Annotated in this window: 10 protein-coding genes; 4 read left to right on the forward strand and 6 right to left on the reverse strand. The window is 63.0% G+C overall.

Features of this window, described 5'->3' with window-relative positions:
- Window positions 1-43: 43 nt before the first annotated feature.
- From ppc to JSS95_09050, 3 genes are all read right to left on the reverse strand, one after another.
- On the reverse strand, window positions 44-2884 hold the full coding sequence (gene ppc, locus JSS95_09040) for a phosphoenolpyruvate carboxylase (protein MBS1799955.1): 2841 nt from the start codon (window positions 2882-2884) through the stop codon (window positions 44-46).
- Between the two features lie 73 nt (window positions 2885-2957).
- On the reverse strand, window positions 2958-3206 hold the full coding sequence (locus tag JSS95_09045) for a hypothetical protein (GenBank protein MBS1799956.1): 249 nt from the start codon (window positions 3204-3206) through the stop codon (window positions 2958-2960).
- Window positions 3207-3408: 202 nt separating this feature from the next.
- Window positions 3409-3573 (reverse strand): Trm112 family protein, encoded by a 165-nt coding sequence (locus tag JSS95_09050; GenBank protein ID MBS1799957.1) that lies wholly within the window; start codon window positions 3571-3573, stop codon window positions 3409-3411.
- 70 nt (window positions 3574-3643) lie between these two features.
- Between JSS95_09050 and JSS95_09055 the strand changes: the two genes are divergently transcribed.
- Window positions 3644-4582, forward strand: coding sequence for a bifunctional 5,10-methylenetetrahydrofolate dehydrogenase/5,10-methenyltetrahydrofolate cyclohydrolase (locus JSS95_09055; GenBank protein MBS1799958.1), 939 nt, complete (start codon window positions 3644-3646; stop codon window positions 4580-4582).
- A 5-nt stretch (window positions 4583-4587) separates the two neighbouring features.
- The gene (locus JSS95_09060) at window positions 4588-5271 is read left to right on the forward strand and encodes a dephospho-CoA kinase (GenBank protein ID MBS1799959.1); all 684 of its coding nucleotides are present in this window, start codon (window positions 4588-4590) and stop codon (window positions 5269-5271) included.
- A 25-nt stretch (window positions 5272-5296) separates the two neighbouring features.
- On the opposite strand, the gene JSS95_09065 is transcribed toward JSS95_09060, so the two are convergent.
- Both JSS95_09065 and JSS95_09070 read right to left on the reverse strand, forming a co-directional pair.
- Window positions 5297-5503, reverse strand: a complete 207-nt coding sequence (locus tag JSS95_09065) for a hypothetical protein (protein ID MBS1799960.1) — start codon at window positions 5501-5503, stop codon at window positions 5297-5299.
- A 20-nt stretch (window positions 5504-5523) separates the two neighbouring features.
- The gene (locus tag JSS95_09070) at window positions 5524-7473 is read right to left on the reverse strand and encodes a hypothetical protein (protein MBS1799961.1); all 1950 of its coding nucleotides are present in this window, start codon (window positions 7471-7473) and stop codon (window positions 5524-5526) included.
- Between the two features lie 247 nt (window positions 7474-7720).
- Here JSS95_09070 and JSS95_09075 point away from each other — a divergent pair, with 247 nt between their 5' ends.
- Window positions 7721-8233 (forward strand): Hsp20/alpha crystallin family protein, encoded by a 513-nt coding sequence (locus JSS95_09075; protein MBS1799962.1) that lies wholly within the window; start codon window positions 7721-7723, stop codon window positions 8231-8233.
- Between the two features lie 290 nt (window positions 8234-8523).
- Window positions 8524-11196 carry an ATP-dependent chaperone ClpB gene (gene clpB, locus JSS95_09080; protein ID MBS1799963.1) on the forward strand — a complete coding sequence of 891 codons (2673 nt, stop codon included), beginning with the start codon at window positions 8524-8526 and terminating at the stop codon, window positions 11194-11196.
- 74 nt (window positions 11197-11270) lie between these two features.
- Here clpB and JSS95_09085 read toward each other — a convergent pair whose 3' ends face one another.
- The gene (locus tag JSS95_09085) at window positions 11271-12413 is read right to left on the reverse strand and encodes an acyltransferase (GenBank protein MBS1799964.1); all 1143 of its coding nucleotides are present in this window, start codon (window positions 12411-12413) and stop codon (window positions 11271-11273) included.
- Window positions 12414-12427 lie beyond the last annotated feature (14 nt).

Here is a 12427-nt window from a genome sequence, read left to right on the forward strand (position 1 = left end):
GCAGACTATCTGATCGCTCGCAGAACGAAAAATAACTCTGTAATCAGCCCGTGTTCCTCAGTCCGGCGCTGATGCCGTTGATCGTCGCCGAGATGGCGCGGTTCAGCTCCGCCGACTCCGGCTCGCCCTTGGCGATCGCGGCGCGTTTGCGGCGGATCAGCTCGACCTGGATGAGGCTCATTGGGTCGACGTAGGGGTTGCGCAGGCGGATCGAGCGCTCGAGCACGGGGTTCGTCTCGAGCAGTCTCTGCTGGCCGGTGACGGCGAGCAGCATCCTGTGCGTCAGGTCGAACTCCTGCTTCAGCGTCGTATACACACGCTCGCGCAGAGCCTCATCTTCCACCAGCGAGGCGTAGAGCTTCGCGATGCCGAAGTCCGACTTCGCCAGCGCCATCTCCACATTGCGGATGATGTCGACGAAGAGCGGGAAGTCCTTCGTCATCGACTGAAGCTGCTTGAGGCCATCGGGGTTCTCGCGCACGAACTCGTCCAGCGCATAGCCCACGCCGAACCACGCGGGCACAAGTTGACGCGACTGCATCCAGCCGAAGACCCACGGGATGGCGCGCAGGTCGGCCATCGATTTCTTCCCGGTGCGCTTCGTCGGGCGCGAGCCGATGCGCGCGTTCTCAAGCTCCGCCACCGGCGTCGCCTGCTGGAAGTAGGTGAACGTGTCCGGGTTGTCGATGATGTGCTTGCGGTAGAACTCGTAGGAGGTCGCCGAGATGCGCTCCATCGCGGCCTCCCACGCGGGCGTAATCTCGCCGGTCAGGTGCGGCGTGGCCGCTCCCTTCTGCAACGTGGCATCGGGCCGCGCCAGCGCGTCGAGCGACGCCGCGATCATCAGCTCAAGATTGCGTTCGGCGAGGATGACGTCGGAGTACTTCCAGTTGAGCACCTCGCCCTGCTCCGTAAGGCGAAGCTCGCCTGAGAAGCTGTCGACCGGCTGCGCGTAGATGGCGCGATGCGTCGGCCCGCCGCCGCGGCCCACCGTTCCTCCGCGGCCGTGGAAGAGGCGCAGCGTCACGCCGCACTCGGCGGCCACGCGGTGCAGCTCGCGGTGCGCCTTCCATATCTGCCACGTGCTCGTAATCATGCCGCCGTCCTTGTTCGAGTCGGAGTAGCCGAGCATGATCTCCTGCCGGTGGCCCCACGACTTCAGCAGCGGCTGATACGCCTCGCTCGACCACAGACGCCGCATGACTCCCGCCGCATTCTCGAGGTCTTCGATCGACTCGAACAGCGGCACCGGCTGCAATCCCGGATCGTCGCCCTGCGCTTCCACCTTCACACCGCCCAGCCGCGCCAGCCACAGCACGTTCAGCACATCCTCGGCGTTCGTCGCTCCGCTGATGACGTACTGCTGTATCGCTTCAGGCGGATACGTGCGCTTCAGTTGCGCGATCGCGCGGAAGGTATCGAGCACCTCGGCGGTCTGCGGCGACAGAGCCGACGGAAGACGAAGCGCCGAAGCATCCGTGCTCTCTTCCACGCAGCCTGCGATCTCGTTCACCGCGGCCGAATGCACGCGCGCGTGCTGGCGGATGTCGAGCGTCTGCAGATGCAGCCCGAAGGCGCGCACCTCGATCAGCAGCGGGTCGATCAGCATCTCGGCCAGGCGCTCGCCGCGGTTCTGCATCAGGCTTGCGCGCAGCACGGTGAGGTCAGCCAGCAGGTCGGCGGCGCGCGTGTACGGCGACAGCGCAGGGTTCGGCGGCAGCGGCACGGAGCTCTGCGGCGTCGCGCCCAGCCGCATCATGATGCAGGCGATCAGCAGCCGCACATACTCGAAGTGGAAGCGCTCCTCGAGCGCCGTCTGCCCGGCGGTGCGAAGCTGCTCCAGGTAGTGGTCGAGCAGCGACTTCAGCTCCGCCGACACCGGCACCTGCTGCGTTGAGCTGCCAAGCTGCTCAAACACGTTCTGCAAACGGCGCCTGTAGTGGTTCAGTAGCAGCGCGTGAGCCATCGCCAGCGCGTCGTTCGTCGTCTCGGAGATGACGAATGGGTTGCCGTCGCGGTCGCCGCCGATCCACGAGCCGAAGTTCACAAGCTGCGGAAGCTCCGCGATCGAACTATGTTCCCCGTACTCTGCCTCGAACGCGGCGGCCACCTCGGCGTAAAGAACCGGCAGCGTGTCGAAGAGCGACGCCTCGTAGTAGTCCAGCGCCATGCGTATCTCGTCGCGCACCATGGGCCGCGCGCTGCGCACGTCGTCGGTCTGCCACAGGGCCGTGATCTCGGCGGTGATGTCGTGCTCCAACGCCTCAAGCTCGGCCTCGGGAACGGCGATGCGGTCGAGCTTTTCGAGCAGGTCCGAGATGCGGCGGCGCTTGAACGTCACCGACCTCCGCGCAACCTCGGTAGGATGCGCCGTAAAGACGGGCGTAATCACCACACGCGAGAGCAGCGCCAGCGCCTGCTTCGCGTCGAGTCCCGCCTCCTTCAGGCGGCGCAGCGTTCCGCGCAGATCGCCGCGCGGCGGGGGAGCGTCGTTCAACTGCCCGGACTGGCGGCGGCGTTTCCGATGATTGGTTTCGGCAAGATTGATCAGCTCGAAGTAGAAGCTGAAGGCGCGCGCAAGCTGGTAGACGCGCGTCAGGTCGCCGGCATGGGTGTGGACCGCCAGCAACGCCTGCTGCATGTTCGACGCGGCATTGGCTGTGTCGCCCCCAGTATCGGCCTCGCGTCGCGCAATCGCCGTGCGGCGAAGCTGCTCGACAGCTTCGTACAACGGTGCCCCCGATTGCTCCTTGAGCACCTCGCCCAGCAGCATGCCCAGCGAGCGCACATCCCGGCGCAGCGGGACTTCTTTTAGCTCGCCTGTCGGGGCAAGGAGTTCGGCAAGACGCTGTGGCCAGTTTGCAGGAGTCCAGAGAGACGGCATCTCTCCAATTATTGCACCGTTGGCAGGACACCCTTGCGGTGGCCAGTTTCGGCGCACCGCCGGGCGGATGACCTCACATCACCAGAGCCAGTTTCTCGAGCTCCTCCTGCATACTTTTGAGCGAATAGCCCGTGCGCTCGATACGGGAGACCATCGTGCGGGCCTCGTGGCTGGATACGCCATAGCCTCGCGTAGCAAGATAACTGCTGATCACGTCTCCAACCTGCCAGGAGTCGAGGTGGGCGCGCAGCAACTCCTCGCGCAGGCCTGCAAGGTCCGCCTCAGAGAACTTCTCAACCGCGTTTGCCGTGATTGCCGCCATCGCCTCTCCTCTCCGCGCGTCGCGCCTGTTACCGGCCCTCCGCCATACTTCATTAGATGAGCCTTCCATCCAATAGTTGCGGTACGTCGCTTCCAGTTAGACGCTCATTAGACGCTCACCGATGTGAGTACGCACAGAGGTTAGCGAAAGGTTCCCGTCAGTTGACTGCCACCACTTTGTCACAGATTTGTATAAACCCGCGTCAGCTCGCGCGATCGGCCAGCAACACCGGGATTCCGTCCACCACGGGATAGCGGCGCGAGCACCCGGCGCAGACGACGGAGCCGTCCCCGGCGCGGAGCTTCGCGCGACACACTGGGCAGACCAGCCTCTCCAGCTCGCGCAGCGACTTTGTCAACTCGACCATTGTCTCCATGCTAAGCCATCGGCAGCGCATAGGCGCGATGCCGTCGCGGCACGATACCATGAATACAGATATGACTAAACATCCGCACGTTCTCGACGGAGTCGCCATCGCCTCCGAGATCAAGGCCGAGGCCGGCCGCGAAGCCGCCGCGCTCTCCGCCAAAGGCATCACCCCCGGGCTCGCCGTCATCCTCGTCGGCAACGTCGCCGCATCGGAGATCTACGTTCGCAGCAAGGTGAAGACCTGCGGCGAACTCGGCATCTTCAGCGAGATGCTGACGCCGCCCGAATCGATCACCACCGAAGAGATGCTCGCGCTGGTCGCCAAGCTGAACGCGCGCGACGACATCGACGGCATCCTCATCCAGCTTCCTCTACCGAAGCACGTCGACACCAAGCGGCTGCTCGAGGCCGTGTCGCCAGATAAGGACGTTGACGGCTTCCACCCCGTCAACGCGGGACGCCTGCAGAGCGGCCAGCCGGGACTCGCGCCCTGCACGCCCGCAGGCATCATCGAGGTCCTCAAGCGCAGCAAGCTGCCCATCGCGGGGCAGAACGCCGTTGTCCTGGGCCGCTCCGACATTGTGGGCAAACCAGCCGCCCTGATGCTGCTCAACGAATCGGCCACCGTCACCATCTGCCACAGCAAGACGCGCGACCTGCCCGCCGTCACACGCAACGCCGATATTCTCGTCGCCGCCATCGGGCGCCCCGGCTACGTCACGCCCGAGATGGTGAAGCCCGGCGCCGTGCTGATCGACGTCGGCATCAACCGCCTCACCGATGCGGCAGACGTCGAGCGCTTCTTCCCCGGCGACGCCGGACGCGCGGCCACCTTCGCCAAGCGCGGTTCGGTCATCGTGGGTGACATCCACCCCGCGGCCTTCGCCATCTCCAGTGCCTACACACCAGTGCCCGGAGGCGTGGGCGCGTTGACCATCGCCATGCTGATGCACAACACCGTCAAGGCCGCGAAGCTGCGGCGCGGCATTCCCGTGGAGCGCGCGTAACCGCCATGCTGCGCGTCGGTCTTACAGGAGGTCTCGGCAGCGGTAAGTCCACCGTCGGACTGATGCTGGCACAGCGCGGAGCGTACCTGCTCAAAGCCGATGAGATCGCCCGCGAGCTGATGCAGCCAGGCGAGGCCGTCTACAACAGCATCGTGCAGCACTTCGGCAAGGGGATCGTCCTGCCGGATGGGCAGCTTGACCGCGCCGAGCTTGCCCGCATCGCCTTCGCCGACGGCCGCGTCGAAGAGCTGAACGCCATCGTGCATCCTGCGACCATCGCCGAGCAGGCCGCAATCGTGGCTGAGATCGCCGTAGACGACCCCACGGCCGTCGTCGTCGTCGAGTCGGCGCTGCTCTTTGAAACAAAGCACAACGCCCCAGCTGCCACCGATGAACCCGCCTCTCCGTGGCGCTCGCGCTTCGACTGCGTTGTGCTGGTGGTGGCGTCGGAGTCCACGAAGATCGAGCGCTACATCCAGCGCGCCGCCGGCGACACCGCACTCTCTCCCGAACGACGAGCTGAGCTCTCCGGTGAGGCGGCTCGCCGCCTGGCGCAGCAGATGCCCGATGCGGAGAAAGAGAAGCTCAGCGACTTCATCGTGCCGAACAACGGCACGCTCGAGGAGCTTGAGGAACTGGTCGACGAACTATGGCCGGTGCTGCACTACGCCGCCGCCAACACGCCTTGAACAGCGTTGTCGGTAAACTCCGGGGCTAAGTCGCTTTGCGCTGGAAGCTGGTCTTCTTCGTGTTGGCGAACGAGTCCTTCACCTTCACCGATGTCGCGGCTGTTCCATGGGCCGCCTTTGCGCCACCGTTTGCCTGGGCCGCCGCCTTTTCGCGCAGCGCCTGGAGCTTCTGTGCCTTCCGGCCCAGCCCGCCAACCTTTGCTCCGCCTGCTTTAGGAATGAAGTCGCTCATGCAGAGATTTTCTCACAGCGTCAGGGTAGTTTGCCGTGGTTGGCCGCCGAGATGGGTGTGGCAACCGGCGTGGCAACTCCCACAAACTCGGTGACCGAGTTGTACGTGAAGTTTGCCACCCACAGATTTCCCGATGGATCGATGGCGATCCCGCGCGGTCCGCTCAGGCCAATGTTCACTCCGTCGGACGTGTAGCTGTCTGTGCCGAAGCCCGTCGCCGGCGACAGCGCCGTGCCGGAGTTCGAGAACGCCGAGATGGAGTTGTTGTCGCGGTTGGCGACCCAGACGCGGTTGCTTCCATCGATGGCGATGCCGGCCGGTCCGCCCAGGCCGCCGCCCGTGTAGCCGCCAGCGGGCGAGATCATCGCGCCGTTGGTGTCGGCCTTGCCTAGTGCATTGTTGCGGCTCGAGGTGAACCACACCTTGTCCGACGAATCGATGGCCACAGGAGTGAGGTCGTTGCCCGTCGCCGTCAGCGCCTGCGTGAGCCGTGTCGAAGAGGAGGGCAGCGTCAGATGGTACAGAGCACCGTTATGTCCCAGCGTCCAGGCGCTCCCATTCGAGGCAACCGCGATCCCCGAGGTGTATGCGTCCGTCAGGAAGCTCGAGAGCTTTGAGCCCGACGGTGCGATCACCGTGGTGTGGTCGGTGCCCGAGAGCCATAGATTCCCCGAGGGGTCGAACGCCGGAAAGAAGCAGCTCGTGCCGCAGGCATACGGTGTCTGCGTGACCGGCGCGCCGTTGTTCAGCAGCACTGAAACGCTGTTCGCGCCGGGAATGAAGTTGACCACCCACGGGCTGTCCTGCGCATCGATCGCGACGGCAAACGGCTGCTTGAGACCGCCGTTGCGAGTGTCGAAGAGGATATTGCCCGTCGGCGAAAACTTAGTAAGATTGCCGCTGGCATAGCCCGGAACCCAGACGTTGCCCTGCGAGTCGATCGCCGGATAGTAGGGCCCGGGCATATCGTCGGAGAAGAAGGTGATCGAGAGCGTCCAGTCGTTGGGCGCCGCGGCTAGCGTGGGCATGTAAGGCGAGTTCGCCGCCGCAATCTTGAAAAGCGTCGCCACGTTCAAACCCGGATTGTGCGCCATGTTCAGCACCGCCGCCGCCGTGTTCGCGGGCAGCGGATCGTTGGTCGAAGGACGCGTCGCCGCAAACAGCGTGTCGCACGCCGGCCCTCCGCCGGTGGAGTTGATGCACGGCACCAGCAGGTTCGCCAGCGCGTTGATCTTCGCCTGCGGAATGAAGCCGTTCCCGGCGTCGTTGTAGGCCTTCGCCGTCCCCGTCTCCAGGTCGACCAGGTTGTTATACGTGCTGAAGGCGTTCGCCAGCCCCGCTAGGGCGTTGGCCGAGTTGCCGGAGCCAACGTGCGTTGCGTCGGTCATGAAGCCCGCCAGAGAATAGGCCGTCGCAACGGTCGAGACCTCGTTGATCACAAACGCCGGGATGTACCCGGCAAAGCTGCCCGTAGCCGGGCACGTGCCGAAGGTCGCCAACATGCCGATCACCGGGTTGACCACCACGCCGCTGAACCCAGGATTGCCGTTCGAGGCGTACACGTAAACCTGCTGTCCCGGGGTGCAGGTGTAGCGGTCGGTAAAGCTGAAGTTGCCGGTGCTGCTGCTGGTGATATAAGCGCCGTCCTTATCGACCGAGACGCCCGGTTTCCTGGGGTCCAGCAGCGAGACGCTGGGCTGTCCCCATCCCGAGGTGTTCACCGCAAAGAGATAGATGTGTGCCCCGGCGATCGCCTGCTTGCCTCCAAACGACGCCCCTTCCGTCGTTGCGACAGTCGTCAGGGTGCCCACCGTGGTGGTGGAGCTGGGGGTGGTGACCGGCGTCGTCGAAGCAGGCGGAGTCGAGGAGGATGAGGGCCGCGTAGGCGGTAAACCGCATCCCGCCATAAAGATAGCGGCTGCGGGCAGCACAAACAGCAGACTTCGCCGGAGATGAGTCTGGAGAATCAAAACGGAACCGTTATGGCTTAGACCGCGTAAGTGCTTATAGAGGTTTACTTACGTGATCAACAATAGTAGGAGAATACCGCAGGGCGGACGACGGCGAAATTAACCTTTGGTGGTAGCTGAATGGCTGATTCGATATATGAGCGTAATAATGTCATATTATTTGCAACCCATATTGTTATGTGCGCGTCATATAAATAGCTCGGATAAAGATTGACCGGCGAACGATCACCCAGCAAAGGAGCTCGACATGACCATTACGCGCTTTACCCCTGCCCTGCGGTTTGCCCCTGCCCGCCATTCCTCTGGTGAGTTCACCTTGCAGGACCGCTTGAGCTCGATCTTCGAGGATCTCGGCTGGGAGCCTGAGGTGCCGGAGACGAAGAAAAACAGCTTCGTCCCCGCCGTCGATGTCTATGAAGATGCGCAGAAGGTGACCGTCAAGCTGGAGGTCCCCGGCATCGCCAGGGAAGACCTCGACGTGCGCCTGGAGAACCAGACGCTGACGGTGACGGGCGAGCGCAAGTTCGAGAACGAGGCGAAGAAGGAGAACTTCCACCGCATCGAGCGCAGCTTCGGCAGCTTTATCCGCACCTTCACCCTCCCGCTGACGGTGGACACCGAGTCGATCAAGGCGAACTACGACGCCGGCGTCCTTACCATCACGCTGGACAAGAAGCCTGAGGCGAAGCCGAAGCAGGTGGCGATCGAAGCCGGTCCCGCCGCCGAGGACACACTGGCGGCCGGAGTACCGCTTCACTAAGGGCTTGCATCTCTGGCCGTATGGATGTCGCAGTATGGCGGGAGACGAAACTGTCTCCCGCCTTTTGCATGGATACGATTTGAGGAGTGACGGTATGGGCACTCCTGTTTTTTGGAAGTATGTTTTTGGGGAAGCATGTTTTTGTTAAGGGCACCCGTTCGACTCCGCTCAGGGCAGGCTCTTCAGCCGTGCCGGGGCTGGAGAGAGGTGAAAGGGCTTTAGCCCCTGAGGTCTGCGGTTGGACTTAGGATTTGTGGGGATGTCGATCTCCACGTAAGGGAGAGATTTGAATGGCGATCAAGTGGGAGAAGTTGACGGTGAAGTCGCAGGAGGCCGTACAGGGCGCGGTGAGCCATGCCGCGGAGAACGGCAATCCTGAGGTGCTGCCGCTGCACCTGATGGCGGCGCTGCTGGAGGACCGCGAGGGCGTGGTCATCCCCGTACTCGACAAAATTGGCGTGCCGGTGCAGCAGCTTTTGAGCAGCGTGAACGCAGCGATTCAGAAGCTGCCGAAGGTGCAGGGCGGAGCGCAGCCGCAGTTGGCGCAGGCAACGCAAAAAGTTTTAGAGCAGGCATTCAAAGAGGCGGACAACTTCAAGGACGACTACGTCTCGACCGAGCATCTGCTGCTGGCCCTGGCAAAGGCCAAGGGAGAGGTTGCCGGCGCGCTCAGCTCCTTTGGAGCGACGTATGACGCGATCATGAAGGCGCTGGCCGAGGTGCGCGGCTCGCAGCGCGTGACCGACCAGAACCCCGAGGGCAAGTTCCAGGCACTGGAGAAGTACGCGAAGGACCTGACCGACCTTGCGCGCAAGGGAAAGCTCGATCCCGTGATCGGGCGCGACGAGGAGATTCGCCGCGTCATCCAGGTGCTCTCGCGGCGCACCAAGAACAACCCGGTGCTGATCGGCGAGCCGGGCGTTGGCAAAACCGCCATCGTCGAAGGTCTGGCGCGGCGCATCGTGCAGGGCGACGTTCCGGAGATTCTCAAGAACAAGCGCGTCGTGGCGCTCGACCTCGCGTCGATGGTGGCGGGCGCGAAGTTTCGCGGCGAGTTCGAGGAGAGGCTGAAGGCCCTCTTAAAGGACATCGAGGCCTCGAACGGCGAGATTGTTTTGTTCATCGATGAGTTACATACTCTGGTGGGCGCGGGCGCCTCCGAAGGATCGATGGATGCCAGCAACATGCTGAAGCCTGCGCTGGCGCGCGGCGAGCTGCGCTCCATCGGAGCGACGACGCTGAACGAGTATCGCAAGTACATCGAAAAAGATGCAGCTCTCGAGCGGCGCTTCCAGATCGTCTATGTCGGCGAGCCGAACGTCGAGGACACGATTGCGATTCTGCGCGGCCTGAAGGAGCGCTACGAGGCGCATCACAAGGTCCGCATCAAGGACTCGGCGATCGTAGCCGCGGCGACCTTGTCGCACCGCTACATCTCAGACCGCTTTCTTCCGGACAAGGCGATCGACCTTGTCGACGAGGCCGCATCGGCCCTCGCCATCCAGATTGGCTCGGTGCCGGTGGAGATCGACGACCTCGAGCGGAGGGCGACGTCGCTCGAGATCGAGAAGGCGGCGCTCGGCCGCGAGAAGGACCCCAACTCCCAGGAGCGTCTTGAGGCGGTCGAGAAGGAGCTTGCCGGGATCAAGGAGCAGGCCGCGGGCCTGCGCGCCCGCTGGCAGAAGGAGCGTGGAGCCATCGGCCGTATCGCCGAGCTCAAGGAAGAGCTCGAAGGCCTGCGCTTCCAGATGCAGGAGGAGACGCGCAAGGGCAATCTTCAGCGCGCTGCCGAGTTGCAGTACGGAAAGATTCCGAAGAAGGAGGCCGAGCTGAAGGATCTGACGGCCCTGCAGGAGGTTGCCGTCGCCGCAGACAAAGCAGAAGCCAGGGCCGATGCCAGCAAGGGCGTCGGCAACAAGCCTTCGCGCATGCTGAAGGAGGAGGTCGACGAGGAGGACATCGCGGCCATCGTCTCGAAGTGGACGGGCATTCCCGTCTCGAAGATGCTCGAGGGCGAGACCGAGAAGCTGGTGCATATGGAAGACCGCCTGCGCGACCGCGTGATTGGCCAGGACGAGGCGCTGACTGTCGTCGCGAACGCGATTCGCCGTTCTCGCGCAGGTCTCTCCGATCCGAAGCGGCCGATTGGCTCGTTCATCTTCCTGGGCCCGACGGGCGTCGGCAAGACCGAGACCGCGCGCGCGCTCGCTGAGTTCCTCTTCGACGACGAGCAGGCCATGGTGCGCATCGACATGAGCGAGTACATGGAGAAGCACGCCGTGGCGCGGCTGATCGGCGCGCCCCCCGGCTACGTCGGCTACGACGAGGGCGGCCAGTTGACCGAGGCCGTGCGCCGCCGTCCGTACTCGGTGATCCTCTTCGACGAGATCGAGAAGGCGCACCCGGATGTCTTCAACGTGCTGCTCCAGGTGTTGGATGACGGCCGCCTGACGGACTCGAAGGGACGCACCGTGGACTTCAAGAACACGGTGCTCATCATGACCTCGAACACCGGAGCCGACAAGCTGACCAGCGCATGGGCGCAGGGCGAGGAGGGCTTCGAGGAGGCCAAGGCCCGCGTGATCGATGCGCTCAAGCAAACCTTCCGTCCCGAGTTCCTCAACCGCGTCGACGACATCGTCGTCTTCCATCCGCTCGACGACAAGGAGCTCACGCACATCGTCGACCTGCGGCTGAAGGACCTCGAAAAGCTGCTGGCCGATCGCCGCATCACGCTCGAACTGACGGACGCCGCGCGCAAGCAGATCTTCAAGGCGGGCTACGACCGTGCCTATGGAGCGCGTCCGTTGAAGCGCGCGATCCAGCGGCTGGTGCAGGACAAACTGGCCGTGAAGATCCTCGACGGAACCGTGCTGCACGGCGACCACGTTGTGGTGGACGCAGGCAAGGACGGATTGACGTTCAAGGTAAAGGACCGCGAGGCAGAGCCAGCCGCCGTATAACAGAGCAGAAAAAGAGAGGACCGGATGCTAGTGCATCCGGTCCTTTTGTTAAAAGCTGTATCGATTTCTGCGCGTTATTTGAGAACGAATCTTCTGAGCCGCTGCATCGGGCGCTCCATGACGAAGAGCGACAGCGTGCTGACGGTAAAGACAATAGCAAAAGCCAGCAGCAGGAACCCGGCGACCTTCCACGGGTGCGTGGGATCGAGCGCGTTGAAGTGCTTCGCGAGGACGAAGAGAACGATGGGGTGATACAGGTAAAGGCTGTAGGAGATATTTCCCATGTGCACGGGAAGATCGCGTCCCAGCCACGAGAAAGCTTTTGCGGGACGGTCGGACTGGATGATCCTGCGGATGAGGTGGTAGGCCAGCAGGTTTACCACGGTGATGCGGGCGATGATCGTGATGTTATTGATGGGGATGGAGAGAACAACGATGGCGCCTGCTGCCGACAGCATCAGAACCGTTCGCGAGTTGAGAATCCTGAGCAGGGGTTGTACGGCCCGCGGCGGCGGAGCGCCGTTGAACCACTGCAACGCCAGCAGTACGCCAAGGCCCAGTCCGTCGCAGCGATAAGGCGTATAGGTGATGGCGATGCTGTGGGTCCGAAGCTGCACCGCGAGGCGCAGGATGAAGGAACCGATCACCAGCGCGAAGGCAAGATAGTAGAGCGACGACAGGCGAAGACGCCTGACGAACTGCGGCCAGATCAGGTAGAACTGCTCTTCAATGGAGAGCGTCCAGGCAACGCCCTTTGCCTCGACATGGAAGCGCTGGTCGAAGTTGACCAGAAAGATCAGGCTCAGCCAGATATATCCCCACGCATCTCCAATGAGCCATTGCGTGAAGACCAGGTGGACGAGATAGACGGGCAGGATACGCAATGCGCGTTTCCAATAAAAATTGTGGAAGTAATTTGGCTTGCCGCGATCGATCAACAGCAGCGACGTAATGAGATAGCCGGAGAGTACAAAGAAGACGTCGACGCCGCTGGCGCCAAACTGAGACAGGTAGAAGACCCCGTGAAAAAACCAGTTCCAGTCCGAGAGCTGCTGCGGACGGATCGTCTGAGCGAAGTGATGAACGAAGACCACGAGCGCAGCGATTCCGCGCACGCCATCGAGCGCCTTGAAGTGCGGGAGCTTGGCTTTGCCAATGCTGGTTGAAGCTGCCGTTGCGGTTGCGGCGACATACTCCAGGCCTTGTTGCTCGGTCATTGGACCTCGTATTG

It is taken from the genome of Acidobacteriota bacterium, from assembly GCA_018268895.1.
GTDB lineage: Bacteria > Acidobacteriota > Terriglobia > Terriglobales > Acidobacteriaceae > Edaphobacter.

Excerpts from the sequence above, each read along its gene's own strand:
- JSS95_09085 (MBS1799964.1), bottom strand. The coding sequence starts at position 12,413 with ATGACCGAGCAACAAGGCCTGGAGTATGTCGCCGCAACCGCAACGGCA.
- ppc (MBS1799955.1), bottom strand. The coding sequence starts at position 2,884 with ATGCCGTCTCTCTGGACTCCTGCAAACTGGCCACAGCGTCTTGCCGAA.
- clpB (MBS1799963.1), top strand. The coding sequence starts at position 8,524 with ATGGCGATCAAGTGGGAGAAGTTGACGGTGAAGTCGCAGGAGGCCGTA.
- JSS95_09060 (MBS1799959.1), top strand. The coding sequence starts at position 4,588 with ATGCTGCGCGTCGGTCTTACAGGAGGTCTCGGCAGCGGTAAGTCCACC.
- JSS95_09075 (MBS1799962.1), top strand. The coding sequence starts at position 7,721 with ATGACCATTACGCGCTTTACCCCTGCCCTGCGGTTTGCCCCTGCCCGC.
- JSS95_09065 (MBS1799960.1), bottom strand. The coding sequence starts at position 5,503 with ATGAGCGACTTCATTCCTAAAGCAGGCGGAGCAAAGGTTGGCGGGCTG.
- JSS95_09045 (MBS1799956.1), bottom strand. The coding sequence starts at position 3,206 with ATGGCGGCAATCACGGCAAACGCGGTTGAGAAGTTCTCTGAGGCGGAC.
- JSS95_09055 (MBS1799958.1), top strand. The coding sequence starts at position 3,644 with ATGACTAAACATCCGCACGTTCTCGACGGAGTCGCCATCGCCTCCGAG.
- JSS95_09050 (MBS1799957.1), bottom strand. The coding sequence starts at position 3,573 with ATGGTCGAGTTGACAAAGTCGCTGCGCGAGCTGGAGAGGCTGGTCTGC.